This window comes from Nocardia sp. NPDC005746 (assembly GCF_040630785.1).
Lineage (GTDB): Bacteria > Actinomycetota > Actinomycetes > Mycobacteriales > Mycobacteriaceae > Nocardia.
In genome coordinates this window covers 98,499-122,618 of the sequence record NZ_JBEXYE010000013.1, presented here as the reverse complement: position 1 = coordinate 122,618, position 24,120 = coordinate 98,499, and the positions used below count along the sequence as shown (strand labels likewise).

The window sequence follows — 24,120 nt, the reverse complement described above, 5'->3', positions numbered from 1 at the left end:
AGAGCCTCACTGTGTCACGGTGTCGATCTTCGCGGCTGGGCGGCGGTGACCGCAAGGACCGGACGGGCGACCGCGCCGGGCCTAGCGCCCGAACGCCGCGGCCGGACCGAGCGGCACCACCAGCGCCGACGGATACGCGGCGGTCCGCTGGATCTGCTGCGAGGTGCCCAGCAGACGGCCCAGATCGGCCGGGTTCGGGATGGTCGACGGGAACGTGCCGCTGGTGATGCGCAGACGCAGCGCGTGGCCGGGTTCCAGCCGGTGGAAGGCGGGGCGGATCTTGATCTCCATCCGCACCACGTCGCCGGGGGAGAGCAGCTGCTCGTTCTCCTTCAGCACGGTGTGCTCGGGCGCGTACACCGTGCCGTCGCCGGTGCGCCAGGTCTTGCCGTCGTCGAGGGTGCGCTGACTGGCCAATTGCGAACCGCCGGTGATGTTCACGGCCGTCCCGTCCGGCGCGACATCGTCGAGCCACACCTGGAAGGCGGCGTCCGAACCGGTCGAGGAGGCGTACAGGGTGACGGCCGACGGCCCGGCCAGCATGGTCGGCTCGGCCACCGGGTCCATGGTGTAGCGCAGCCCGGCGGTCGGGTTGCGCACCCACTCGGTGCACGGGTTGGAGACGGTGAGGACCCGGAACACGAAGTCGAACAGGCCCGCCGCCCACTGGCCCAGCGTCTCACGGTTGCAGATAGTGTCGATTCCGGTGTAGTTCAGGCGATCCGAGGCGTCGACGGCCGTCGGCCGGTCCGCGACGAGGCGGTCGCCGTCGAAGTAGCGCTGCTCGACGGCGGCCTGCTCGAACGGGTAACGCGCGGTGTCGGCGGCGGTGTTGTTCGCGTCGATGACGTGCAGTGGCGTGCGGGTCTCGTCGATCCCGTTGGGAATGTCCTTGAGCCACCGGTCGAACCAGGCCAGGGTGATCTGGTCGGTGTCCATCCTCGAGCCCGGGCCCAGGCCGAGGCCGACGTGATACCAAGGGCCCATGAGCAATTGGTAGCGTCCGTCGGCCTGCTGGTCGGCGGCCATCGGAGCGAACTGGTCGCGTCCGGCGGCCAGGTTCTGCAACTGCGCGTAATTGCGCACCGCGCCTTCCTGATACAGGTCCCACCAGCCGTCCACCTGGTACATGGCGATGTTGTTGTCGACCAGGTTGTGCAGGTCGGTTTCGAAACGCCGCTCGCGCCACCAGGAGTTGTCGTAGGCGGTGGGGCCGCCGGTGTAGGCGTCGAAGAGCAGTTTCACGGTGCTGGTGTCGGGGCCGACCAGGGCGGCGAGGTGATCACCGAGGGACTTCAGGAAGGTCTGCGGTGACAGCGGCGCGGTCAGGAACGGGCCGATCAGGCTCAGATACGGGACCATGAGCGAGATGACGGTCAGCAGTAGCGGGCTCATCATGCCGTCGTGGTTGAGCACCTCGGCGAAGATATTGTTGGGCACCGCGAACGGCACGATCGCCTTCAACGGCGAATCGGGTCCGATGGTCTCGGCGGTGCGCATGGCCGACAGGCCGGGAAACGAGTAGCCGTACATGCCGACCTTGCCATTGGAGCCGGGCAGCTCGGCCGCCCAGTCCACCAGCTCCACACCGTCCTTGCCGTCCTGCTGCGAGGCCGGGCTCCACGCGCCGGTGGAGCCGCCGGTGCCGCGCACGTCCGCGGTCACCTCGATGTAGCCGTGCCGGACCAGCATGTCCTGCATGGAGGTGGCCTGATTGATGACCCGTCGCGCATCCTTCAACTGATCGGGCAGCTGGATGTGCAGCTCGTCGATGACCGAGGTGATGGCGGCGGTCAGCGCGCTGGCCACCGCACCGTAGGTGGTGAAGTTGACGACCACCGGGAACTCGCCCGCGGCCCGCTGCCCGGTCGCCGGATCGGTCGGATACCGCACCTCGGCCTGCAACTGGGTGCCGTCCGACAGTGAAACCACCTGTCCCAGTTGATAACCCACCCCGTACCGCTCCGGCGTGGGCCGGTAGTCCGAGGGCAGGCCGAAGTTGGCGGGCGCGTCGGGCACCGGCCCGAACACGGGCGCGGCCCCCGACGGCGTGGTGGCGGCGATGGTCATGGCCAGCGCGGAGAAGCCCGCCACGGCCCAGGGGGCCGGGCGGCAGCGGCGCGGCCGGAAGGTGCTGCTCAACGAAGTACCTCTGCGGATGGTCGGGAGGTCCCGGCGGGCGCGGACCGGATGCCGCGCCGCATGACCTCGTCGTCGGTGTTCAGCACACCGCACAGTGCCCGCGCGCCGGTACCGGCAATCGCCAAGAGTGCGGACGAGGGCATTGTGCAACCGACCAAACCGCGGGCGCGGGGGAACGGGCAGGAGGAACGCGACAGTCTCCACGCAGGTGCGTGGCGGACCGTGGCGAGGAGCCGTGCGCGACGGACCGGGATGCGCGGGGTGCGGTGCGGACCAGCGACGTGCAGCCGCACGGCGTGGGATCGGTGGCGGCGCGAACTACGGTGCGAAGCAGGCGGTTTCGAGCCGCCGCGCGATCCGGGCGGCCGACAGGGTCATGGCGTCGGTCGGGCGGTGCGGATCCAGGCCGGTCAGCTCGTGCACCCGGGCCAGGCGATAGGTGACGGTATTGCGGTGGACGTTGAGCAGCCGGGCCGTGGCCAGCTGGTTGAAGCCGGTGTCCACGAACACGTCCAGGGTGTCGGTCAGCACCGCCTGGCTGTCGAGCGGCTCGAGCACGGCCGCCAGCCCGGGGCGCGCGGAATCGCCCGCGGCGACGGTGTATTCGAACATCAGGTCCGCGCGGCGGCACACCGGCTGCGGGCGGCCCAGGCAGCGGCCGAGCTCGGCCAGCGTGCGCGCCTCGGCGAACACCTCGGGGATCGCCGCGCGGCTCGCCGCGGTGGCGACGCCGACCCAGAACGGGGCGGGCGCGGCCGAGCGCGGCTGCTCGGTGGGCGCGGACCGCCCCAGCGCGAGCCGGCCCGGCAGGCGCGCGGTGAGCGCCGCCAGGGTCGCCGTACCGTCGTCGCCGGAATGCAGTGGCAGCAGGGCCGTCCAGCCGCCGCTGTCCAGGCGCAGGAACACACCCGGGATGGCTTCGACGCGGTGGCGCAGTTCGCTCGTGTCGCCGCCGTGGGCGGACCCGAGCCGGAACGCGGCGAGCAGGAACGCGTCGGGCACCGCCACCGCGGGTTCGCCCGCCCACTCGACCGGGTCGCGGCCGGTGAGCAGCGCGTCGGCAATGGCCCGGCGGCGTTCCAGCAACTCCCAGCGCGGGTCGTGAGCGCGCTGCACGCAGGCGGTGGCGATGCGGGTGGTGAGCAGGGTGATGTAGCGCAGCAGCGAGATCGCGGCGTCGTCGAGGAGTTCGCGTTCGGGTCCGTGAGCGGTCTCGCGCACCCGCGACCAGATCAGCTCCGCGCCCAGGCTGTAGCGGTTGAGCACTTCCTCGAGCGTCTCGCCGTCGCGGATACGGCTCAACGCGATCTGCACGACCTCGGCGGTGTCCTCGGGCGAGGGCGCGACACCGGTGCGCAGGAACTCGAAGAACAGGTCCACGTTCAAGGCCGTGCCGCGCTCGAAACCGCTGGTCACCAGGGATTCCGGGAGCTTCGGGTAGGGCGGTGCGAGGGCGGGGAATTCCGCGCGCGCCACGACGGCGCGTCGGTACAGCTCCTCGAGCGTCCGATCCCGTAATCGCGCGTGCATAACTCTCCTACTACCCGTACAGCGACTCGATAGTAGCGGCGTAGGTGATAGCTATTGGTTTGCGCCTGAGTTTTCCGGTCGCCGTGAGGTGATCGGAGCCCGGGGCCCACACCTCCGGCAGCACCGCGAACTTCTTGATCTGCTCCACCCGCGAGAGCTTGCCGTTCGCCGCGTCCACGCCCTCCTGGAGGGCGGCGAGCACGCGCGGATCGCGGGCCAGGGCCGTGATGTCCCGCTCGGTTAGCTGGTGGCGCTCGGCGAACGCGGCGGCCAGGTCGGGGTCCAGGCAGATCAGCGCGGTGTTGTAGGCGCGGCCCTCACCGATGGCCACCACCGCACCCGCCAGGGGCGTGTGCTCGGTGACGGTGTTCTCGATATTGGTCGGCGACATGTTCTTGCCGGCCGCGTTGATGATGAGTTCCTTCTTGCGGTCCACGATCCGCAGGAAGCCCTCGGCGTCGAGTTCGCCGATATCGCCGGTGTGCAGCCAGCCGTCGGCGTCCACGGTCTCGGCGGTCTTGGCGGGCTCGCCGCGATAGCCGCGCATCACGTTGCCGCCGCGCACCAGCACCTCGCCGTCCTCGGCGATGGCGACCTCGGTGCCGGGGAATGCGGTGCCGACAGTGCCGATCTTGATGTGGGCCGGGCGGTCCATGGTCGCGCCCGCGGTGCACTCGGTCATGCCGTAGCCCTCGCACAGCGGCAGGCCCAGGCCGAGGAAGAACTCGTGGGTGTCCTTCGGGATCGGGGCGGAGCCGGTGACGGCGATGCGAATCCGGTCCAGGCCCAGCTGCTCCCGCGCGGCCGACAGCACCAGGCGATCCGCCAGCCGGAACCGCCAGGTGTCGGAGATGTTCAGCGTGCGTCCGTCCGACGCCGCGCGGGCTCGCGCCCGGCCGCTCGCGATCGCCCAGGCGATGAGGCGGCGTTTGATCGAGCTCGGCTCGGCGGCGAAGCGTTCCTCCAGCGCCGCTTTGACTTTCACCCACACGCGCGGCACACCCATGAACACGGTCGGATGCACCTCGCACAGCGCCGCGGCGACCTGCTTCAGGTCCGGGCAGGTGGTGATCTGGCCGCCGGTCAGGATCGAGAGATAGTGCGAGAGCCAGCGATTGGCCGCGTGCGCGTCGGGCAGATAGGAGATCACCCGGTCGGCGGGGGAGCCGCCGCCGAACTCGTCCACCACGCGGGCGTTCTCGAGGAAATTGGTGTGGGTGAGTTCCACGCCCTTGGGTGGGCCGGTGGTGCCGGAGGTGTAGACGATGGTGAGCAGATCCTCGGGAGCCACGGCGCGCCAGGCGGATTCGAAGTCGAACCCGCCCGGTGCGGTCGCCTCGATCTCCGTCAGTGCCACGCACCCCGCGAGCGCCTCGTCGACACAGATCACGTGTTCCACGGCCGCGCCCTGCTCGGCGGCCCGTGCCACCGCGGCGCGGACCTGCGGGGCGAACTGCGCCTCGCAGATCACGGCCCTGTTGCCCGCATTGGTGAACTGGTAGGCCAGCACCTCCACCGGATTGGTGTTGTACACCGAGAACGGGGTCGCGCCGGTATGCAGGATCGCGGTGTCGCACAGGTGGAATTCGGGCCGGTTGGTCATCATCAGCGCCACCGTGTCGCCCCGGCCGACGCCGAGCGCCGCGAGACCGGTGGCGATGGCGCGCACCCGGTCGGCGTACTCGCGCCAGGTGATCGAGACCGCCCCGCCGAGCGTGCGCAACGCGACCGCGTCCGGATAGTGGGCGGCGGTGGCCTGGAACGCCTCGACCATGGTGCGCGGGGTCGTCGCCGCTACCGATGTTGAACTCACGGTTCCAGCAGATCGCACAGCGCACGGGGCGGACCAGGGGCAATGGAGAAGAACTGTGACAGGCGATTTGTGCACTGTGCCAAAAATGGGGGAGCGGGCGGGTGTAGGTCGGAGCGGTGGGCCCCGCTCAGGTGGCGGCGGGTACCGCGGTGGCGCGAATGATCTTGGTGCACAAGCGCATTCGCGTCCGTCCGGGTGTCTGCGCGACGTATCGTGCTAGCACGACAGGACCGCCGGATCCCGACCGGGCCGTCCGATCGGGTAGGCGTGCGCGGCCACGAGGAGGCAGCGGTGATCACCCCTACCACCAATGGAGTACAGGACTACATCGACGCCGAGGGCGTCGAGTACGTCGACGTCCGCTTCTGCGACGTCCCCGGCATCCAGCAGCACTTCTCGATCCCGGCCAGCATGTTCGGCCCGGATCTGGTCGAGGACGGCATCGCCTTCGACGGCTCCTCGGTGCGCGGCTTCCAGGCCATCCACGAATCCGACATGCTGCTGCTGCCGGATCTGCGCACCGCGCGACTGGATTCGTTCCGCACCGCCAAGACCCTCAATATCAGTTGTTTCGTCCACGACCCGCACACCCGCGCCGCCTACAGCCGTGATCCCCGCAATGTGGCCCGCAAGGCCGAGGAATACCTGCGCTCCACCGGAATCGCCGACACCGCCTATTTCGGCCCCGAGGCCGAGTTCTACATATTCGACACGGTCCGCTACGACACCACCATGAACCGGGCCTTCTACGAAGTGGATTCGTCGTCGGCGGACTGGAATACCGGCGAGAAAACCAATCCCGACGGAACTCCCAACCGCGGCTACAAAGTCCGGCCCAAGGGCGGCTATTTCCCCGTCGCCCCCTACGACGCCGACGTCGATCTGCGCGACGCCATGTGCACACACCTGCAACAGGCCGGATTCGACCTGGAGAAGGGCCACCACGAGGTCGGCACCGCCGGACAGGCCGAGATCAACTACCGGTTCAACACCCTGCTCGCCGCCGCCGACGACCTCATGCTCTACAAGTACATCATCAAGAACACCGCCTGGGCGGGCGGCAAGACCGTCACCTTCATGCCCAAACCGCTCTTCGGTGACAACGGGTCCGGTATGCACGTGCACCAATCCCTGTGGAAGGACGGCGCGCCGCTGTTCTACGACGAGGCGGGCTACGCCGGACTGTCGGACCTGGCCCGGCACTACATCGGCGGGCTGCTGCACCACGCGCCGTCACTGCTGGCGTTCACCAACCCGACGGTGAACTCCTACAAACGCCTCGTCCCCGGCTACGAGGCCCCGGTGAATCTGGTCTACAGCCAGCGCAATCGCTCCGCCGCCGTGCGAATCCCGGTGACCGGCACCAATGCCCGCGCCAAACGCCTCGAATTCCGCTGCCCCGACTCCTCGGGCAACCCGTACCTGTCCTTCGCCGCCATGATGATGGCCGGACTCGACGGCATCACCAACAAGATCGAGCCCGCCCTGCCCGTCGACAAGGACCTCTACGAACTCACCCCCGAGGAATCCGCCGAGGTCACCCAGACCCCCGCCGGCCTCGAAGCGGTCATCGACCGCCTCGAGGCCGACCACGACTACCTCACCCGGGGCGGGGTGTTCACCGAGGACCTCATCGACACCTGGATCCGCCTCAAGCGCGACACCGAGATCGCCGAGATCAACCTCCGCCCCCACCCCTACGAATTCGAGCTCTACTTCGACGTGTGATCCCGCCCGGCGCGAACGCGGTGATCCGCCGGCGCCGTGCTGTCCGCGAAATCGGGCTTCTGTAGTTGCGCGATCAGTTCCGGATGGGAGTCGCGCACCGTGCGGGCGATATCGATGAACGAGCGGACCAGCGGGGTCTCGTGATCGCCGCGCCAGCCGACCGCAACCTCGTTCGGCGGGGTGTCGGCGATCGGCACCAGACGGATGCCCGGGAACGGGATCCACCGGGCACAGGCCACCGTGAGCACCACCCCGGACCCGGTGGCGACCTTGTGGAACTCCCCGAGCAGCGAGTTCGATCGGGTCACGACAGGTGCGCTGCGGCCCTCACGATGAGCCTGCAACTCCCAGAAGGCATTCCATACCGGATCGGTCGTCGCCGCGCCGAGCAGCGGTTCGTCGAGAACTTCGTGCGCGAAGACTTCGGCGCGCTCGGCCAGGCGATGATTCGCGGGCACCATGACCACCAGCGGTTCGGCGAACAACGTCTCGAACCGGACCCCGTCGTCGGCGAACGGACGGCGTACGAAGGCGACATCCACCAGGCCGCCGGTCAGGCCCGCCGACGGGTCCTCGTAGGTGGACTGCCGCCATTCCACCGTGATTCCGGGGTGACGCTTCCGGAACGCCGCCAGAATGGGTTCGGTCAGGGTGAGCGCCGCACCCTCTAGTGCGCCCAGGACCAGCCGATCCTGTTCGCCCCGGTGCGCCGCCCGCGCCCGCTCGACCGCGGCGGTCAATCCGGTCAGCATGCCGCGCAGATCCTGCAGGAATGCCTCACCGGCGGTGGTCAATTCGACACAGCGGGTCGTGCGGGAGAACAACACGACGTTCATCCCGTGTTCGAGCTGTTTGATCTGGGTGCTCAGCCCCTGCTGCGATACGTGCAGCCGCTGAGCCGCTCGGGTGAAACTGAGTTCCTCGGCCACCGCGATGAAATAGTGCAGCTGGCGAGTGTGAATTTCCATGGCACGCAACCTCGGACGACAGAACGGACATTCGGATTCGTGGAGCCGTGCTCGGTCATCCCGCCATGGACACCCGGTTCCCGCCCGCGCGCTTCGCGCGGTACATCGCGGTATCGGACCGGTGGATCAGGTCCTCGAGGCCGGCGGGCGCGGTGGCGGCGACAGTGACACCGATGCTCGCCGTCACCTGGGCGCCGCCGGACTCGATGGCCCGGCACACCCGCCCGGCCTCGACCGCCGCGGCGGGCTCGGCGACGCGAACGAGAACGATGAACTCCTCACCGCCGCTGCGGGCGACCACCGCGCCGGCCGGCACCGTGGCCCGCAGGCAGGTCGCGACCCGAACCAGCGCCCGGTCGCCGACGGCATGGCCGTAGGTGTCGTTCACGTCCTTGAATCGATCCAGGTCGATGGCCATCAGGCAGATCGGTCCCTGGGCGCCGGGCCGGAACCAGGACGACACGTAGTAGTCCAGGCCCCGGCGGTTGAGCAGGCCGGTCAGCGGATCGGTCAGGGCGTCCATGCGCAGCACCCAGTAGCAGAAATGCAGCGCCGGCATCAGCATGGCCGTCACGGCGGCCATGGTCAGCACCACCGCCGCGGCCTCGGCGGCATCGCCGATGCGCTGGTGGAGCACCATCCCCGTCAGCGTCAGCACCGACAGCAGCGACCACCCGGCATGCAGCGCCAGCACTCGTGGGCCGTGGAACATGGCGAGGTATCCGCCGGTGACGACCAGTTGCATCAGGCTCAGCGCACCGAACAGCCGGCAACTCTCCGCAAGGCAGCCGCCGGTGATGAGGACATTCGCACCGGCCATCAGAACGAGGGAACGACGTTCGTTCGGCCACGGCCCGAAGACCCAGCTCACCGCCCAGACCATCGCCATGGCGGTGGTGAACACGGTGACGTGCCTGGCCCAGCCTTGCGGACCGGCGGCGGTGAACAGGGTCAGTCCGGAGATCAGGGCCAGAGCACCGCCGGTCATCGCGATGATGCCCTTCATCGTCGGCAACGCCCCGCGCTTTTCCAAGGTGCGGATGAGCCACCGGTAGTCGAGGGGGTCGCGCCACCAGGCGCGCACTGCGCTCCAACCCGTCGGCGCCGATCTGGCGGCCACCGTCGAGACCACCGCGCGCAGGACGGGCGCGGCCACGAAGGTCCGCTCCTGGACTTCTACAGACGTCGGCATGTCACTCCCCCCGTCGTAGGGCCTCAAGCCGACAGTTCCAGGACGTGGGCGCTGCCGCGCGCAGCCAGATAGTCGAGCAGGCAGATTCGTGGAACCGCCATGCCGCCGAGGTGACCGGAGCAGGTGTACACGGTGTGCGCGCCGGAGCGGCGGCACTCGATGGCGAGCTCCGCGAACGCCTCGGGCAGGGCAGCGTTCTGCGGTGAGTCCTCGTAGAAGACTGTCGCCAGTTCGTGCCCGTGCTCGGTGGCCGCCGCCATCAGACGCGTCACGGTTTCCACCAGCCGCTGGGGGGAGAGCAGATCCGTACGAAGGTAACCGTATGCCAATGGCATGCACGTGGTGTTGTAACTCATCATTTCATTCCTGTTCTCAAGGCAGGCCGCACCCGCGTCCGCACTGAGACATTTGAGAGATCAGATTTCGACCGTATGTCGTATTTGCCGGGCCGAATATTAGCTGCCCAATTGCGGTTTCACTGTGAAAATTCGTGGCGAATCAGGAATTTTGTGAGCGCTATTCTCGGCGTGCGCAATTACTTATCACGATGTTTGCCGGTAGATCGATCGGCGCGCAGATCGCTCGCGGTACCACGTAATGCCTATCGAACACGACAGCAAACTCCTCACGCGCCCTGCGGCTGCTTGGAAGCGGACGTCGAACAAGCGGTGAGCGCAGATGTTCATGTCCACGGGGATTCATCCAGAAACCTAATACGATCGGCCGGTTCCGAGCCTCTGGCCGTCGAGGGGTGGCGTGACAGGCACCCTCTCCTGTCGTGAATGCCCCCCCTGGGCCGGGCTGGTCGTGCGCGAGCGTGGCCGCGACCGGGTGGGCGAGCGGGTCGCGACGGCAACTGCGGTCGGAGCCCGAGAGTCGTCCGCGGACGGACGTCGTGTCGACAACGCCGGTCACAAGGCGTTGCCGCCCCGTAGCGACCCACGCGCAGGAGCCTCCGAATGCGGTCGTTCATTACCGATGGCGAGGTAATATTTGGCCGATGGCCACCGTCCAACCCACTGAGGTCCGTGAATGAGGAACGACCCTCGGCAAGCTATTGCGAACGACCCCACACTGCAAGAAGCGGTTATTCCTGCGGGCATTGTCATGGGTGTACTCCAGTTCGCCGAGGAACGCGGCGTGGACCCCGAGCCGTGGCTGTCGGGGACAGGGTTGACCCTCGGCCAACTCGACCTGCTGGAGACTCGCTTGTCGTACCGGCAGGTGTCGACGTTCCTGCATCGCGCTCTGCGCGCGCTCCCGGCCGGTCCGCTGGGTTTGCGGGTCGGCGCGCGCGACGTTCTCATGTCCTGGGGTCTGCTCGGTGTCGCCGTGCGTTCTTGTGGATCGGTCGGGGAGGCGTTCGGTGTCGGCCTCCGATTCCATCGGGCGACCGGCACCCTGCTGGACTACGCAATGGAACCCGGGCCCGACGAATTCGCACTGCGAATCGACGAACGAACCCCCGATCCCGAAATCCTGCCGTTCCTGTGCGAGGAAACGTCGGTTTCCATCGTTTCCCTGCTGCGCTTGTCGCTGGACAATCAGGTGACACCGACGCGGATCGAGTTCGCCTATCCCCGACCCGAATACGCGGACGCCTACAGTCGCTTCTTTCGGTGTGCCGTGCACTTCGGCACGTCGGTGACGCGGATGTACTTCGCCACCGAACTGCTCGATCGCCGGATTCCCACCGCCAATCCGGGTCAGCTCGACCTCGCGCTGGAGGCGGCGCGCCAACTCGCGGACCCGGGCAACCGTCACGCGGACATCGTCGTCGCGGTCGAGGGCGTGCTGCGCGAGAATCTTCGGCATCCGGTGACGATGACGCTGGTGGCGGGACGGTTGATGATCAGCGAGCGGACGTTGCAGCGACGTCTGACGGAGGCCGGTCAGAAGTTCGGCGAGATCCGCGACAGGGTGCGCCTGCAGCGCGCCGCCACCCTGTTACGGGAATCGAAGCTGCCCATCGGAACCATCGCCGCCGAGGTGGGCTACAGCGACAGCCGAGAATTCCGGCGCGCATACCAGCGGTGGACCGGCCGGACGCCGAGCACCGAACGCGCATTGGCAGGGGTGGCCGCCGCGGCCCGGTCGTAGTCCAGCGGCCTATGGGCACGGGGGAGAGTGCTCGGGGGGTCTTTCCCGCCATCGGCGGGGGCTGCGCCGACAGCGGCCGGCAACCTCGCAGACATGCGATGGCCCACGTCGTATGTTCATCTCATGCCCCGAGAGGCTGTTCGCGAGGCGGTGAGGAATCGGCCGAGTGATGCGTCCCGTACGACGGAGTGCCGGACAGGTCAACGGAGACCGTGCAGCATTCGTACCGGCAAAGCATCCGCGCAGCGAACCTCCCGGCCGCATCGGTTCCCGAGCCGGATGATGCCGGTCGGCGGAGACGGTCGGCGCGACCGTCACCCACCGACCGGCAGGGCGCGGTTCGGGTACTACTTCGCGGTGGCGAGACCGGCCAGGGACCGCGGGAGTGGGCCCCGGTGCAGGACGCCCAAGCGCTGGGTGGCGCGGGTGAGGGCGACGTAGAGTTCGGCCGCGCCGCGGGGTCCGTCGGCCAGGATGTGCTCGGGTTCGACCACCAGGACGGCGTCGAACTCGAGGCCCTTGGTCTCCGAGGCGGGGACCGTGCCCGGCATACCGGGCGGGCCGATCACGATACTGGTGCCCTCGCGGTCGGCCTCATCGCGGACGAATTCCTCGATAGCCGAGGGCATCTCGTCGGTGGGGAGCTGCCGGGCCCAGGGTTGGACACCGCAGGCTCGGACCGAATCCGGCGGGGTGACGTCGGGGGAGAAGTCGGCGAGCACGGCCGCGGCGACGGCCATGATCTCCGCCGGGGTGCGGTAGTTCACGGTGAGCGAGCGGTACTTCCAGCGGCCCGGAACGTAGGGGTCGAGCATCTCGGCCCATGCGGTCGCGCCCGCCGCGGAACGACGCTGCGCGAGATCGCCCACCACGGTGAAGGAATGGCCGGGGCAGCGGCGCATCAGCACCCGCCAGTCCATGGCCGACAGCTCCTGGGCCTCGTCGACCACGATGTGCCGGTAGGTCCAATCCCGGTCCGCGGCAGCGCGTTCGGCCAGTTCACGGGTGTCGCGTTCGATGAAGCGCTCGGCCAGGTCCTCGCCGTAGAGCATGTCGGTGGCGAACAGATGGTCCTCGTCGTCCATGTGGTCGGCGCGGCTCACCAGCAGATCCAGCACGCCCTCGGCGTAGGCGGCCTGCGCCTTGCGTTCCCGCTCGGCCGCGGCCTCCTCGGCGGAGGTGTCGCGGCCCAGCAGGTCGGCCAGCTCGTCGAGCAGCGGGACATCCGACACCGTCCAGGCCTCGCCCTCGGCCCGCCAGAGCGACTGGTCGGCGCCCGCCGCGCGCAGCCGGTCGGTCGACGACAGCAGTTCCGCCAGTAGCTGTTCCGGCCTGAGCGTCGGCCACAGTTCGTCGAGCAGGGCGGTGAAGCCCTCGTGCTCGGCGAGTTCGGTGCGCAGGTCGGAGCGCATGTTCTCCCACGCCTCGCGGTCCTCGCGGGTGAGCCAGCCTTGACTGATGCGGGCGATCGCGCGCTCGGTCAACGCCCAGGTGAGCACCTCCACGAAAGTGGCGCGGGCCCGATTGTGCGGCAGGCCGCTCTCGCGAGCCTCCGACCGCGCCCAGTCCGCGATGTCCGCGCCGATGCGGACCGTCACATCCGAGAGCTCCAAGGACACCGGCTCCGCGGGCACCCGCTGCCGGTCCGCGATGGCCCCCTTCAACACCTCGAGGATGCCCAGCGCACCCTTGAGCCGGGCCACCTCCGGAACGTCCTCGGCGGTCGCGTGCACGCCGGGCATGAGATCCGCGGTGGTGGTGAACACCACGTTGGTCTCGCCCAGCGACGGCAGCACGCGCCCGATGTGCCTGAGGAAGGCCGTATTCGGGCCCACCACGAGCACGCCGTTGCGTTCCATCTGCTCGCGCTGCGTGTACAGCAGATACGCCACCCGGTGCAGCGCCACCACGGTCTTGCCGGTGCCCGGCCCGCCCTCGATCACCAGCACGCCCGGGTGATCGAGCCGGATGATCCGGTCCTGCTCGGCCTGGATCGTCGCGACGATGTCGCGCATGCCCTCCCCGCGCGGCGCGTTGACCGCCGCCAGCAGGGCCGCGTCACCGCGCTCCCCGTCCCCGGGACGGCCGAACACCTCGTCGGTGAAATCCACCACCTCACGGCCCCGCGTGTGGAATTGGCGACGCCGGCGCATGCGCTCCGGGGTCGCGGCGGTCGCGGTGTAGAACGCCTGCGACGCCGGGGCCCGCCAATCCTGCAGCAGCGGCTCGAATTCGTTGGTCTCGTCGTAGATGCCGATCCGGCCGATGTAGGCGTGCTCACCGGTCTCGCTGTCGAGACGCCCGAAGCACAGGCCGTTGTCGGCCACACCCAGCCGGTTCATCTCCCTGGCCAGCGCCCGCGCCTCGGCATCCCGCTCCACCAGCACCGTCGCGTTGCCCCGCACCGTCAGCGTCTCGCCGTACCGGCCGCGCACCCGCGCCCGCTCGGCGTCCAGCCGCGCGTACAGCCCGGCCACGTAGTCGCGCTCGGACCGCAGTTCGTTCTCGTATCCCTGATCAGACATCAGCACCACACCTTCCGCCCAGCCGGTCCCCGGCCGCCGCCCACGCGCCATCCGCGCAGGCCGCGGCCCTCGGCCAGCGATTGTGCGCCATCACGGGGGCCTTGCCGCAAGCCCCCCACTGCGATATATGTTGAAAGGGGAGAGAGGTACAGCCCTCCCCGATTCCCCTTCTCGCAGCCGCTACGCGGCGGTCGGACGCTGCCCGCCCGACGCCAGGTTCATGATGTCCTTGTTGCCGTCGGCCCACTGCGCCGTCATCACCATGGCCTCGACCTTCCACACACCGGCCACCAGGCGCAAGCCGATGCGGTAGGTGCCGCCCAGCGTCCAGCGCGGCGAGCCGAGCGGATTGGCCAGCAGATGCACCGCCTGGAAGACGGCGGTCAGCTCGGCTCGATCACCGTCGACGGTCACCAGATGATTGCCCAGCAGATGCTGGGTGGCGTCGAAGGCGCCGATCAAACTCTCCCAATCCGCCCGGATCCGACCGGGATTCACCGTCGCGGGCTCACCACCCCACACGCTCGAGTAGTCCAGGGTGACCACGTCGGCGAAGACGCCCGGGAAGGCGTCCCAGTCGCGAATGTCGATGAACCAGAACAGGCGGGTGACGGCCTCGATGATGTCGGCGCGCTGCTGAGCGGTGGCGGTCATGGCGAAACTCCTCCGGTGCAAGGGAATCGGTGGTGACTCTCGCCACCGAGCCTGCTCGCCCGCGCCGCCGGCGAACAGTGCACGCCGTGCCTCGTACCCCCAGGGCCACCCACGTCCTGTGTCACACTGCGGACATGGCCGTGCGCGAGGATCTGGCGGAATTCCTGAAGTCCCGGCGGGCGCGCGTCGATCCGCGGGACACCGGATTACCACCCTCGGGGGCGCGCCGAGTCCCGGGTCTGCGCCGCGCCGAACTCGCGCACCTCGCCGGAATCAGCGCCGAGTACTACCAGCGCCTCGAACAGGGCCGCGCCGCCAACCCCTCCGCCGACGTCCTCGACTCCCTTGCCGCCGCGCTGGGCCTCAACCCCGTCGAAACCGAGCACCTGCACGCTCTCGCCCGCCCACCCCGGCGCTCCGAAACCGCTTCCACCGCGCCGCGTCCCGAGCTGCTGCGCATGCTCGACCTGATCGACAAGGCCCCCGCCGCGCTCATCACCGACCTGTTCGACGTGCTCGCCGCGAACCCGCTGGCGCACTACGTCTTCGGTGACCTGATCGGCGACAATATGGCCCGCTCGCTGTTCTTCGACCCCGCCGCCCGCGCCTTCTACCTCGACTGGGACGACGTGGCCGCCGCCACCGTCGCCCAGTTGCGCCGCATCGCGGGCCGCTACCCCGACGACCCCGCCACCACCGCCCTCATCGACGAACTCGCCACCGGCAGCGCCGCATTCGCCGCCCTCTGGGCTGCCGGCGACGTCGAACACCGCACCCACGGCGGCAAACGCCTCCGCCACCCCCACTCCGGCGACCTCACCTTCGCCTACGAGAACCTCGAACTGCCCGGCGATCCCCGCCGCCGCATCGTCACCTTCACCCCCGGCCCGGACACCACCCTGCCGGTCCTGTGAAGTCGGCGCCACTTCCTACTTGGATTGACAAACCTCGGGTATGGCTCAGCCCGCATACGACATCGGCGAGGGGCCCGCTACGCGGATGAGCCTCTCGCTACCCGAGGGGACCGCCGAAGCGATCCGGCGGCGAGTCGGCACACGGGAGTTCTCCGCCTTCGTAACTTCGGCCGTGGAACGAGAGTTGCGAGGCTTGCGGCTGGACGAGTATCCGGAGGATTACGAGCGCCGCCGCGGGGCGTTGTCGGAGACCGACCGCCGGCACGCCTTCGATCGATTCGAGCAAGCGCTGACGGGCGGGGATACATGGCCGGACGAAAGCTGAGCACTCGGGCCCGAGGCGCGTCCTCGGCGCCCGGCACCGTCGTAGTCGACTGTGAAGGGCTCTCCGGCTTGGTATCGGAGGAACACGCGGTCGTCGCGTTGGTCGCGGAGGCTCGCAGCCGCGGGATGGACGTGGTGATCGGCGCGCTCACGATCATCGAAGCGACCCATCGCAAGATCGACCGAGCACGGCTGGCCTGGCTGCTGTCCAACCTCCGGGTGGAACCCGTCGACGACGTGCCCGCCCGCGCGGCCTCACACCTCCTACTCGAGACCGGATTGCATGGTCACAAGTACGCCATCGATGCCGCCGTGGCCGAAATGGCGATGCGGCAACACCCGCCGGTGGTCCTCATGACCTCGGATCCTCAGGGCTCGGGGGCGCTGTGCGGTGACACGGTGCGGATCATCCAGCTCTGACGACACTCGACGCGCCGAGGCGGGTTACGGGTTCGTTCGGAGTGTTGTCGTTAGATTGGGGGCAGGACGGATCGATCGCGACGCGAGAGTGGCCCGCAGGGAGGCGGGTTCGTGTCGAGGTGCGGGAATACCGTTGTGACACAACGTGCCACGCGAATGACAACGCGTGGTCATGTGGGGTGGCGTCAAACTATGACCTTGACCTCAGTGACCACGCGGGGTCATGGTGCGGTCATACGATCCGGGGCTGACATATGCGGGAAGGCGAGTAGGCCATGGATCGAAATGCGTTCGTCGAGGTGATGAACGAGGCGAGCGGCATGCTGGAGACCGGCCGGGCCGAGGAGGCGCTGGCGCGGTTGTCGGCGTTCGACGACGAGCTGGCCGGGGTCCCCGATCCCAAGGAATACGGCTGGATCGTCTCCTACCGCTTCCGATCCGCCTTCGCCGCGGGCGATTACGCCCAGGCCCTGCACCTGGCCGAACACGGCCCGGCCCGCTACCCGGCCGACATCCCGCCCGCCACCCTCGCCACCATGTACTCCATGGCCGTCGAGGCCGCCACCCAGCAGGACCTGCCCGACAGCGCGGTCCTCATGGCCGACCGCTGCATAGACCTGCGCCGCGCCCACGGCGAACACGCCGAGGTGCTGATGGCGGCCATGACCGCCTGCACCCTGCTCGGCGACATCGAAAGACACGACCTGGCAAGCAGATATGCGCAACTGCTGATCACCGAGGGCGTCGGCCACGACGACTACCGCGGTTACGGGTACTACGCGCTGTGCGCCGCCATCGAACAGGGCGTCGGCGGACACCTCATCGACACCCTGCGGGCCGGGCGCGAATGGCTCGAGACCCAGGACAACGAATTCGCCCGGGTGGCATTGGAATATCTGCAGACCGCCCCCGCCCTGCGCGACCCGCTCGCCATCGACCTCGGCCTCGAGGACCCGCTCCGCAACGGCGCGCCGCTGGTCGAACCCGGTACCATGTTTCCCGAACCGGGCGCACCCTTTCCCGAACCGGGCGCACCGTTCCCCGAAGCCGGCGCACTGTTCCCCGAACCCGGCGCGGCCTTCCCCGAACCCGGCTCGGCACAGCCTGATCAGGCGTTCTCGCCGCTGGAACCCGGTGGCGCGCACCCCGAACCCGGCGCGCCGGGAGCCGGTTTCGGTGCCGCGCAGTCCGGCCCGGTGCCGGGCCTGCCGCCGCTCGACCCCGCCGTCGCGCCCGACGCCATGGCGACGCAGTACCTGCGGGTCGGCGACGGTGCGCCGCAGCTCGCGGCCGGTCCGGCGCAGCCGCCCGCCGAGCAGCTCGCGGGCGGCGCGACCGCCGACGCGTTGATGGACGCCAACCGTCCGGGCATCGCCGCCTCCGCTTACCGGGCGCTGATCGACGACGCCGTCGGCACCGGGCGACCGGACCCGCTCATCATGGGCAAGGCCACCCTGGGCCTGCTCACCGCGCTCATCTTCGACAATCGGGTCGGCGAGGCGCATTCGGTGTGGATCGACGAGCAGGGACCCACCTACCTGGGTATCTGGTCGCTCGAGAACGGCCAGACCTCGGTGCACGACGCCATCGCCTACAACCTGGTGGCCGCGTTCCTGCACTCGCTGAGCACCGGCGACCCGAACGCCGCCAACCACGCGGTCGACAGCCTGATGACCCGAAACGTGGAGTGGGCCTACGAGAACGACCGCCAGGTCGTCCCCGCCATGATCGGCAGCTGGCGGCGGCACCTGCTCGAGATCCACGGCGGTGAACCCGCGCCCGAATACCGCTGGCAGCTGACCCAGGCCGAACAGCGCTGGGGCGCGCCGATTCCCGACGGCGGCCTGTACTGGATGCGCCCCTACCGCTGGGTCGTCGACTGGCTGTGACCGTCCGGTTGCCCGGTGCCTGACCGTGCCGGTCGGTACGTCCTGACCGTGCCGGTGACCGGGGGAGTCGGCGTCGCCGCCTAGGCTGGCGGCATGGCGACCGAAATCTGGCACAACCCGCAGTGCTCCAAGAGCCGCACCGCCAAAGCGGTGCTCGAGGAAACCGGCTCGGACTACGTCGAGCGTCGCTACCTCGACAACCCGCCCTCGGCCGACGAAATCCGCGCCGCCCTGACCAAACTCGGCCTCGAACCGTGGGACATCACCCGCACCGCCGAGGCCCAGGCCAAGGAACTCGGCGTCGCCTCCTGGGGCCGCACCCCCGCCGACCGCGACCGCTGGATCGAAGCCCTGGCCACCCACCCCCGCCTCATCCAGCGCCCCATCGTCTTCACCGCCGACGGCCGCGCCTTCGTCGCCCGCGACAACGAAACCCTCGACGAACTGCGCTGACCTCAGGCGGCGACATTCCGTACGGCGGCCTGTGGATCCCGGCGGCGGTCCGCCGGGATCGCGCCACTCTCGGCCCTTCCGGTACGGGCTCCGTGAACAGCTTCGCTCGTTCTCGATGCGCCGCTGCTCGGCGGCCGCCCGGCCGCGCACTTCATGCGCCGACCGCGTCCCCGGTCTGGCGGGCCGCTGACATCGGCGGACGGCATGTAATCCGATGTGGAAGCCGGTCACCGGCACGAGCGCATCCGCGCCCAGGCACGAAATCGCCCCGGCAAGGCACAGGCCTTGTCGGGGCGAGGTGTTCTCGGGCCGAAGCTCGAGGCGGTCGACAGCGGGACGGACGTCGTGGCGGTCGGGTGGACTGTGGCCCGGCCTTGATGTCAGCGTCGGGCAGGGGCTGAGGGGTCAGTGCAGGACGAAGACGGGGAATCCCGGTGCGATGTCGGTCAATTCGGCGTCGGTCGCGTCCTTGGTGACGCCCTCGAAGAAACGGCCGACCTCCCAGCCCCAGCGGTCGAGGTAGGCGCGCAGGACGGGGATCTTGTCGGCGTCGGGGAGTTCGGTGGCGGTGAAGGTCTCGGACTTGCGGCCCAGGCGGAGTTCGCCGGTCCCGGCGACGCGCAGGTTGCGGACCCACTGGGTGTGGCCGCGCGGGGCGACCAGGTAGCGGGTGTCGTCGATGGTCAGGACATTGACCAGGGTGGTGCGCCATTCGCCGGACTTGCGGCCGCGCACCGCCAGCAGCCGCGAGCCCGCGACGCTGATGCCGAGCTTGGGGAGCATGTTGAAGAAGCGGTTCATGTAGGGGTCGAGACCGGTGGGGCCGATGTAGCGGGTGGCGGCGGTGTGGGCGTCCATGGGATCTTCCTTCACTCTGCGAGAGCGGTGCTCTCTGTTGAGATCAGTGTGCATGCACGCCTCGCGGAATGTCAAGAGCAGTGCTCTCGAAATATTCGGGTGATCCGAAACGTGGCACACTATCGGGATGAGCGTCCCCCGAACCGCCCGAGCCCGGGCCAGAGCCGAGATCACCCGCGAGATCACCGACGCCGCGCGCCGGCAGCTAGCCGAATCCGGCGCCCCCGCGCTGTCGCTGCGGGCCATCGCCCGCGAGCTGGGCATGGTGTCCTCGGCGCTGTACCGCTACTTCCCCAGCCGCGACGACCTGCTCACCACGCTCATCATCGAGGCCTACGACAGCATCGCCGACGCGGTCGAGAACGCGGTCGCCGCCGCGGATACGCCCCGGGCGCAGTGGCGGGCGATCTCCCACGCGGTCCGGGACTGGGCCAAGGCCCACCCGCACGAGTACGCCCTGGTCTACGGCTCGCCCGTGCCGGGCTATCGGGCCCCCGAATCCACGATCGGCCCGGCCTCCCGCGTGCCGGTGGCCGCGCTGGGCGTGGTCAACCGGGCGTGGAAGTCGGCCAGTCTCACGGTGCCCGACGAACCGGTCGATCCGGTACTGGCCGCCCAGTCCGCGGGCATCGCCGAGCAGGTCGCGCCCGGTCTGCCCGAGGTCGCGGTGGTGCGCGGGGTCATGGCGTGGACGCAGCTCTACGGCACGGTGACCTTCGAGCTGTTCGGGCAGCTCGACAACAGCATGGATCCGGCCGGGCCGTTCTTCGCGTACTCCGTCGAGGCCATGGCCGACTTCATCGGCCTGACCCGCTAGCGACCCGAACGGCGATGCGTTACAGCGGGAACGGCGGCGCGCCGATCCCGGCGATGCGTAGATTGCCCCACGGGTCACGCTCCTGGAGCACGCCGGGCGCCGGGGCCCGGCCCGGGACTGTCAGGAAGACCTGACCTCGCCCGGGTTCGGGGAGCTCCGCCCCGTCGTCGGCGGAAACCCGTCCGTACCAATGGAACTGGCCGTCGGTCGGATCGAGGTGACCGGTCAGCGCGACCCGCACCGCCACCTCGACGCCCGGCGCGTCCAGGAGCGCCGGGCCCGAATAGTCCGGCGCCGGTTCGGGTTCGGTGAAGCCCTCCGGGGCGGCCGGTGGCCGGGGGGCGCGGCGGGCCCGCCGGAGCCTCACAGTAGCCTCACAGTAGCCCTCGGCGTCGCCACACGCGCTTGCCGATCGGCCCCATCAGTCCCTGTTCGTCCAGGAAAGCACCGAGATTCGCCGCGCCCAGCCCCAGTGCGCGCCGCGAATGCGGGTTGGCGCGGGCCATCCGCCGGGCCGCCCGCCCGTCCTCGATGCCCGCGCGGGCGTACATGTGCCAGTTGGTCATCAGGTACACGAACAGGGGAGCGGCCACCGCCACGCACAGTCGCGTGTACAGCGTTTCGGCCTTCGACATGCTCGGCGTCCGGTGTGTCAGGGCGTCGCGCGCGAACCCGATGTGCCGCGCCTCCTCGGTGACGTGGATGCGCATGGCCCGCGCGACCAGGGGCTGCAACCGCGGATCGTCGAGGGTGCGGCGCTGCAACGCGTCGAAGATCTCCTCGCCGACCAGCGCCCCCACCCACACCATCGACCCGCGCAGCACCTGCTGCAGCGCGCTGATGGTCCAGCGCTCGAGCCGGTTGGGCCAGTAGGGCCGCGCCTCGATGCGGTCGATGAGCTTGCCGAACATCATCATGTGCCGGCATTCGTCGCCCATCTCGGTGAGCGTGTAGTGCGCGTGCCGCGAGGTCGGATCGCCGGCCATGAGTTCGCGCAGCAGCAGGCGGTTGAGCAGGTTCTCGAACCAGATGCCGACCGAGAGCACATTGGCGAGTTCCTGCCGGGAGAGTTCGCGGCGCTGTTCGGGCGTCATGGCGTCCCAGAGCGGGGTGCCGTAGAGGGAGATGACCTCGGGTGGCAGGAACAGTTTGTCCGGGTCCAGCGGGGCGTCCCAGTCCAGATCGACGACCGGGTCGTAGGACTTCTTCGCCGATCCGGCCAGCAAACGTTGGGCGAATGATTCGCGCCCGGAGAGGCCGCGCGCAGCAGTGGAGACCGCGTTGTCGCCCATGACAGCTCCCGACTATTACTGGTACAGGCTGTTACACTCAGATTAGTGGTACATGCCGTCACGGTCAATGTCGGAGGTGGGTATCGTGAGGCGCGTGACCGGGACCCGACGCAGCAAACCCGCGCCGCCGGGCGCCGACGGCCGCAGTACCCGCTGGGACGACCACAAGGCCCGCCGCCGCGTCGAGATGCTCGACGCCGCGCTGACCGTGATCGAGGAGCACGGCACCGAGATCTCCGTCCAGCAGATCGCCGACCGCCTCGCGGTCCCGCGCCCGGTCGTCTACCGGCACTTCGACGGCCGCACCGACCTCGACGAAGCCATCCGCCGCCACATCCTCGACGGCCTCACCGCCGAACTCATGCCGCGCCTGCACCCCGACGGCACCGTCCGCGACCTGGTGCGCGGAGCCGTCGGCACCTACGTCGGCTGGGTGGAACGCCACCCCAACCTGCACCGCTTCCTCACCGCCGCCGCCGCCGACCCGCACGGCGAATCCTCCACCGCGCTGGCCGGGGCCCGCGACCGGATCGGCGGGCGGCTCGCGGACCTGTTCGCCGACGCCCTGCACCGATTCGGCATCGACCGGAACCGGGCCCGCCCCATGGCCTTCGGCACGGTCGGCTTCGTCGACGGCGTGGTCAACAGCTGGCGTGCGGCCCCCGGGCTGTCCTCGGACCACATCGAGGGCATCCTCACCGAATCGGTGCTGTCGCTGCTCGAGGGCAATGCCCGTAGTCTGGACGTGCCGCTGACCCGCGACACCGTCGTCGCCGACCTGCTCTCGCGCACCGAGGCGGCGCGGGCGTGACGTCGATCGACCCGAGGACTCCGATGGCCGCACGCACTCTCGCCCGGCTGGCCGTGTTCACCGGAATCGCCGCCGGGGCCGCACTGGCTCCGGCCGCGTCCGCCGGCGCCGACACCGAACTTCCCGCGGGACTGCACTGCGACGTCCTGGACTGCCGCAACGACACCGACACCGAATACGTGGTCTCCGGCTACATGCAGTGCGAGTACCACGACTCGGACGGCGGGGGCTCCTCCGGCAGCGAGCAGTTCGTCGATTTCGTGCCGGCGCATTCGCTCTACCGGCTCTCGTCCTGCATCGACGGGCAGGCGCCCTACCTGCGCTCCATCGACGAGGTCGACTAGCCCCTCGCCGCGCCGGTGAGGGCCGGATAGCTGCGATTCCACAGCCACTCGACCGGTCCGCGCTCGAAGCGGCGCAGCCAGAAGTGGGCGAAGACCAGCATGAGCGCACACACCATCACATAGATCCCCACCGTGAACGGCACTCGGGCATTGGCCGACACCAGGCTCGCCAGGCCCAGACCCCAGCCGTAGCACAGGAATCCCGCCACCAGGTTCTGGAGGATGTAGCAGCTCAACGCCATTCGCCCGACCTCGCCGAAGCGGCGGCCCACCCAGCCGGGCCGGGGCCGATACGCGTACACCTCGGCGACCAGGGCGAGCAGGCCCAGCGAGACCACCGGCGCGGTGCCGTAGCGGGCCAGCAGGATCAGATCGCCGCCGATCAGGCCCAGCGCCAGGTCGACGGGCGCGGCGATGCCGAAGCCGATCAGCATGAGCCGCTTGCGGATTCGCGCCCCGCCCGGCTCGAAGATCCCGGCCCGGAACAGGCGCGCACCCAGCAGGAACAGGGCGATGGACATGGGGAAGATGAGCAGCGGTTCGAGCCGGAACACCAGCAGGTGCTCCCACCGGAACGCCACCAGATCCCAGAACGAGCCGTCCGCGTACGGATTCGGATCCAGCGTCCGGCGCGGGCCGGAATCGTCCGGCGATCCGACCGCGATCGCCACCGCGAACAGCGACAACAGGGTGAGGTGCACGCTCGCCTGCGCGATGAGCCAGCGCCGCTGCGCCTTCGGGCCGGTGGCCAGGATGAACGCCACCACCAGGCCGGTGACCGCGTACCCCATCAGCACGTCGAACTCGGCGACGAGGAAGAAGTTCAGCAGGCCGTCGAGGAACAGCAGCCCCGCCCGCACCGGATAGCTGCCCGGCCAGGCGCGCCCGCCCCGCCCCGCCGATCGCTGCTGGATAGCCAGACCGATGCCGAACATGATGGTCAGCAGCCCCAGGAACTTGCCCTGCGCGAGCTGCTGCAGGAATCGCTCGATCCACAGCCACGCCCCGTGCGGCTCGTCGCTGCGCGCGATGTAGCCGAGCAGCCCTTCGGCATTGGTGAAGATCCAGACATTGGTGCCCAGGGTGCCCAGGATCGCGATGCCGCGCAGCACGTCGAGCGCGGCCACCCGGCTCGAAACAGGCTGGGCGGGTGCGGAATCGGGGTCGTCGGCGACGGGGGTGACCGGGTGCGGCGGGCGGGGGAGGGGAGCCGATTCGACCATGCGGGTGATTGTGCCGTCGCGCCGGTCCCGGGCGGATCACCCGCGAGGACGATCCGGCGTACGACTCGCGAATGAGACCGACCCGGACAGTCCGGCCGCGTCCGGGCCTGCCTTTCGCCTAGG

The 24,120-nt window shown here is 69.4% G+C and carries 22 protein-coding genes; 10 read left to right on the top strand and 12 right to left on the bottom strand.

Annotation, left to right across the window (positions count from 1 at the left end; genetic code table 11):
* Nucleotides 1-81 precede the first annotated feature (81 nt).
* The 3 genes from ABZ412_RS24425 to ABZ412_RS24415 form a co-directional block, all read right to left on the bottom strand.
* A complete protein-coding gene (locus tag ABZ412_RS24425; RefSeq protein ID WP_357284001.1) occupies nt 82-2,142 on the bottom strand; it encodes a CocE/NonD family hydrolase in 2,061 nt (686 codons plus the stop codon).
* Nucleotides 2,143-2,460: 318 nt separating this feature from the next.
* On the bottom strand, nt 2,461-3,672 hold the full coding sequence (locus tag ABZ412_RS24420) for a helix-turn-helix domain-containing protein (RefSeq protein WP_357283998.1): 1,212 nt from the start codon (nt 3,670-3,672) through the stop codon (nt 2,461-2,463).
* A gap of 10 nt (nt 3,673-3,682) precedes the next feature.
* Complete coding sequence (locus ABZ412_RS24415) at nt 3,683-5,446, bottom strand: AMP-dependent synthetase/ligase (RefSeq protein ID WP_357284204.1); 1,764 nt, start codon at nt 5,444-5,446, stop codon at nt 3,683-3,685.
* A gap of 330 nt (nt 5,447-5,776) precedes the next feature.
* Between ABZ412_RS24415 and glnA the strand changes: the two genes are divergently transcribed.
* The gene (gene glnA / locus ABZ412_RS24410; protein WP_357283995.1) at nt 5,777-7,213 is read left to right on the top strand and encodes a type I glutamate--ammonia ligase; all 1,437 of its coding nucleotides are present in this window, start codon (nt 5,777-5,779) and stop codon (nt 7,211-7,213) included.
* Here the strand turns inward: glnA and ABZ412_RS24405 are convergent.
* The 3 genes from ABZ412_RS24405 to ABZ412_RS24395 are packed head-to-tail and all read right to left on the bottom strand — an operon-like array spanning nt 7,198 to nt 9,729.
* A complete protein-coding gene (locus tag ABZ412_RS24405; protein ID WP_357283992.1) occupies nt 7,198-8,181 on the bottom strand; it encodes a LysR substrate-binding domain-containing protein in 984 nt (327 codons plus the stop codon). The genes glnA and ABZ412_RS24405 overlap by 16 nt on opposite strands.
* Nucleotides 8,182-8,236: 55 nt before the next feature.
* Nucleotides 8,237-9,373: a GGDEF domain-containing protein gene (locus ABZ412_RS24400; RefSeq protein ID WP_357283990.1), complete on the bottom strand. Its 1,137-nt coding sequence runs from the start codon at nt 9,371-9,373 to the stop codon at nt 8,237-8,239.
* A 23-nt stretch (nt 9,374-9,396) separates the two neighbouring features.
* Entirely contained in the window at nt 9,397-9,729 is a 333-nt protein-coding gene (locus ABZ412_RS24395) for a hypothetical protein (protein WP_357283987.1), read from the bottom strand.
* A gap of 751 nt (nt 9,730-10,480) precedes the next feature.
* Between ABZ412_RS24395 and ABZ412_RS24390 the strand changes: the two genes are divergently transcribed.
* Nucleotides 10,481-11,473: an AraC family transcriptional regulator gene (locus ABZ412_RS24390; protein WP_357283984.1), complete on the top strand. Its 993-nt coding sequence runs from the start codon at nt 10,481-10,483 to the stop codon at nt 11,471-11,473.
* A 347-nt stretch (nt 11,474-11,820) separates the two neighbouring features.
* Here the strand turns inward: ABZ412_RS24390 and helR are convergent, their stop codons facing one another.
* Both helR and ABZ412_RS24380 read right to left on the bottom strand, forming a co-directional pair.
* Complete coding sequence (helR, locus tag ABZ412_RS24385) at nt 11,821-13,998, bottom strand: RNA polymerase recycling motor ATPase HelR (protein ID WP_357283982.1); 2,178 nt, start codon at nt 13,996-13,998, stop codon at nt 11,821-11,823.
* A 180-nt stretch (nt 13,999-14,178) separates the two neighbouring features.
* The gene (locus ABZ412_RS24380; RefSeq protein ID WP_357283979.1) at nt 14,179-14,652 is read right to left on the bottom strand and encodes a nuclear transport factor 2 family protein; all 474 of its coding nucleotides are present in this window, start codon (nt 14,650-14,652) and stop codon (nt 14,179-14,181) included.
* A 134-nt stretch (nt 14,653-14,786) separates the two neighbouring features.
* Here ABZ412_RS24380 and ABZ412_RS24375 point away from each other — a divergent pair, with 134 nt between their 5' ends.
* From ABZ412_RS24375 to ABZ412_RS24355, 5 genes are all read left to right on the top strand, one after another.
* On the top strand, nt 14,787-15,566 hold the full coding sequence (locus ABZ412_RS24375; protein WP_357283976.1) for a helix-turn-helix transcriptional regulator: 780 nt from the start codon (nt 14,787-14,789) through the stop codon (nt 15,564-15,566).
* A gap of 40 nt (nt 15,567-15,606) precedes the next feature.
* Nucleotides 15,607-15,891 (top strand): hypothetical protein, encoded by a 285-nt coding sequence (locus ABZ412_RS24370; protein WP_357283974.1) that lies wholly within the window; start codon nt 15,607-15,609, stop codon nt 15,889-15,891.
* Nucleotides 15,873-16,310 (top strand): DNA-binding protein, encoded by a 438-nt coding sequence (locus tag ABZ412_RS24365; protein WP_357283971.1) that lies wholly within the window; start codon nt 15,873-15,875, stop codon nt 16,308-16,310. The genes ABZ412_RS24370 and ABZ412_RS24365 overlap by 19 nt, the downstream gene beginning before the upstream one ends.
* 275 nt (nt 16,311-16,585) lie before the next feature.
* Nucleotides 16,586-18,199 (top strand): hypothetical protein, encoded by a 1,614-nt coding sequence (locus ABZ412_RS24360; RefSeq protein WP_357283968.1) that lies wholly within the window; start codon nt 16,586-16,588, stop codon nt 18,197-18,199.
* Nucleotides 18,200-18,292: 93 nt separating this feature from the next.
* A complete protein-coding gene (locus ABZ412_RS24355; protein ID WP_357283966.1) occupies nt 18,293-18,652 on the top strand; it encodes an arsenate reductase family protein in 360 nt (119 codons plus the stop codon).
* 405 nt (nt 18,653-19,057) lie between these two features.
* Here ABZ412_RS24355 and ABZ412_RS24350 read toward each other — a convergent pair whose 3' ends face one another.
* Nucleotides 19,058-19,510 (bottom strand): nitroreductase family deazaflavin-dependent oxidoreductase, encoded by a 453-nt coding sequence (locus ABZ412_RS24350; RefSeq protein WP_357283963.1) that lies wholly within the window; start codon nt 19,508-19,510, stop codon nt 19,058-19,060.
* Between the two features lie 127 nt (nt 19,511-19,637).
* On the opposite strand from ABZ412_RS24350, the gene ABZ412_RS24345 reads away from it, so the two are divergent.
* Nucleotides 19,638-20,327 carry a TetR/AcrR family transcriptional regulator gene (locus ABZ412_RS24345; RefSeq protein WP_357283960.1) on the top strand — a complete coding sequence of 230 codons (690 nt, stop codon included), beginning with the start codon at nt 19,638-19,640 and terminating at the stop codon, nt 20,325-20,327.
* A 19-nt stretch (nt 20,328-20,346) separates the two neighbouring features.
* Here ABZ412_RS24345 and ABZ412_RS24340 read toward each other — a convergent pair whose 3' ends face one another.
* Both ABZ412_RS24340 and ABZ412_RS24335 read right to left on the bottom strand, forming a co-directional pair.
* Nucleotides 20,347-20,694: a DUF4873 domain-containing protein gene (locus ABZ412_RS24340; RefSeq protein ID WP_357283957.1), complete on the bottom strand. Its 348-nt coding sequence runs from the start codon at nt 20,692-20,694 to the stop codon at nt 20,347-20,349.
* A 7-nt stretch (nt 20,695-20,701) separates the two neighbouring features.
* Nucleotides 20,702-21,619 (bottom strand): diiron oxygenase, encoded by a 918-nt coding sequence (locus tag ABZ412_RS24335; protein ID WP_357283955.1) that lies wholly within the window; start codon nt 21,617-21,619, stop codon nt 20,702-20,704.
* A gap of 94 nt (nt 21,620-21,713) precedes the next feature.
* Here ABZ412_RS24335 and ABZ412_RS24330 point away from each other — a divergent pair, with 94 nt between their 5' ends.
* On the top strand, nt 21,714-22,430 hold the full coding sequence (locus ABZ412_RS24330) for a TetR/AcrR family transcriptional regulator (RefSeq protein ID WP_357283952.1): 717 nt from the start codon (nt 21,714-21,716) through the stop codon (nt 22,428-22,430).
* Nucleotides 22,431-22,453: 23 nt separating this feature from the next.
* Nucleotides 22,454-22,774 carry a hypothetical protein gene (locus ABZ412_RS24325; protein WP_357283949.1) on the top strand — a complete coding sequence of 107 codons (321 nt, stop codon included), beginning with the start codon at nt 22,454-22,456 and terminating at the stop codon, nt 22,772-22,774.
* On the opposite strand, the gene ABZ412_RS24320 is transcribed toward ABZ412_RS24325, so the two are convergent.
* Nucleotides 22,771-23,997: a DUF418 domain-containing protein gene (locus ABZ412_RS24320; protein ID WP_357283947.1), complete on the bottom strand. Its 1,227-nt coding sequence runs from the start codon at nt 23,995-23,997 to the stop codon at nt 22,771-22,773. The two genes, ABZ412_RS24325 and ABZ412_RS24320, sit on opposite strands and share 4 nt — an antisense overlap.
* Between the last annotated feature and the right edge of the window lie 123 nt (nt 23,998-24,120).